This is a genomic window from Vibrio sp. VP6, from assembly GCF_028823755.1.
In the GTDB taxonomy this organism is placed as follows: Bacteria; Pseudomonadota; Gammaproteobacteria; order Enterobacterales; family Vibrionaceae; genus Vibrio; species Vibrio parahaemolyticus.
The window spans coordinates 1-1,511 of record NZ_JAPEID010000131.1 but is presented as its reverse complement, the minus strand read 5'-3'; the positions used below and the strand labels follow the sequence as shown (position 1 = coordinate 1,511).

Sequence of the window (1,511 nt, the reverse complement as noted above, 5' to 3'; positions counted from 1 at the left end):
AGGACTTATCTCCAGCCGATTGTGGGTAGATGGGTAAGTGCGTGAGCCGTTAGGCTCAGACATCAACCAAAGGCAACACAAACTATGCAAGACATCATCAAGAAACTCAGCAACCCAAGACAAGCGAAAACGGTGCTCAAACACGCCAGTGTTGAGCAGCTTGAGCGCGTCTTAAATGTCATTACCGAGTTCAAAGAAGAGAAAGAACTGGAAGCTCAAATGCAAGCCGAGCGAGAGCAGCAAGAGCGCCTAGAGCTCGAAGCGCTGCGCGAGCAAATCATTAATAAGGGGCTTAACTTTGACAAGTTGTGTGACCTAATGAAGCCGAAAAAGAAACCTCGTAAGGCAAGCAAAAGCGACACCAACACGCAATCAAATACCTACGTTTATGGTGACAACAAGACGTGGAATGGCGTGGGCGAGGTGCCCGCGGAATTACAAAGTTTGCTCGATGAAGGCTTCGACCTTTCGGACTTTATCGCGCAGCCATAACTTCATTTTTTCACCTTAACACCGCCTTCTCCAAGCTCTCAATGCGCGGTTCACGCGCACCACTCATTGCGCCATTTCAATCCCCTAGGATTGTTAAATAGCGCAATGACGAACACGCAACATGACCATCCTTAAGGATGGGACGTGTTGTCCTTTCGAGAACGTCTCGTGTCAATTTTCCTTTCAAATTTCAATCCCAAAGGATTGTTAAAGAGAAAGGAAAATTCGATGCACGAGGAGTGAGCGCTTAAAAAAGCCCGCCAGCAAAAACGCGAAATGCGTCGCCGCCAAAGTGTGGATTCCGGCGTTCCACGCCCCACTTTGGCAAGACAAATGTAGCGTAACAGCGCGGGCTTTTTTGCTACGTGATGAGACTCAAGCTGCGCTTGAAAGCGAGTCCGTAGCCCTGGCTCCAAAAACATTCAATCGCGCAAGCGCCCCCTCTGCGGGGCTTGATTGATAATGATTTTTGGAGTGCGAAAGATGCACATCGGGAGCATCGAAGTCACTTTTCGCCCCAGCGAAAATGATTGAGACGGGGGAGCCGAAACAAACGCCCGCCCCAGCGAATAGGCGAGACCTCCCCAGAGGTCGGTTTGTTTTGGGGGCTTGCCCCCGAAAACCGTTGAGTAGGCGAGACCAAGCTCGTCTGGGTAGTTGAAAACGAGGCTTTTGAGCAAGCAAGGTACGCAGCGGCCAAAAGACGACAATTTTCACCTTTCAGAGGGGCTTGGTCTCGCGTAGCGAGGCGGTTTTCGGCTTTTAATTAGAAGGATCAGCGCAGGGGCGTCCAGCCCCGAGCATGAACCTTCTAATTCATTGAAAAAGCACCGCTTTTTTAATATTCCCCTTTCAAGGGGAACCCCATTCCTTGGAGCGTTCAGCGTAAAGGTTTGGGGCATCCATCGGTCTTTGTTATCGGTCTCACGCCAAGACCAATAGCAAAGACCGATAACAAAGACCGATGAAATTCAATTAAGGAGCATCAAGATCATGTCAGAGATGATCAACTATCAACT

At 49.6% G+C, this 1,511-nt stretch carries 1 protein-coding gene; it reads left to right on the top strand.

The annotated features are described in order from the left end of the window. The first annotated feature begins 84 nt into the window (after positions 1–84). Entirely contained in the window at positions 85–492 is a 408-nt protein-coding gene (locus tag OU793_RS24425) for an H-NS family nucleoid-associated regulatory protein (protein ID WP_086598014.1), read from the top strand. Positions 493–1,511: the final 1,019 nt, after the last annotated feature.

Bases quoted from the DNA above. Each gene is read 5' to 3' on its own strand.
- OU793_RS24425 (WP_086598014.1), top strand. From the start codon at position 85: ATGCAAGACATCATCAAGAAACTCAGCAACCCAAGACAAGCGAAAACG.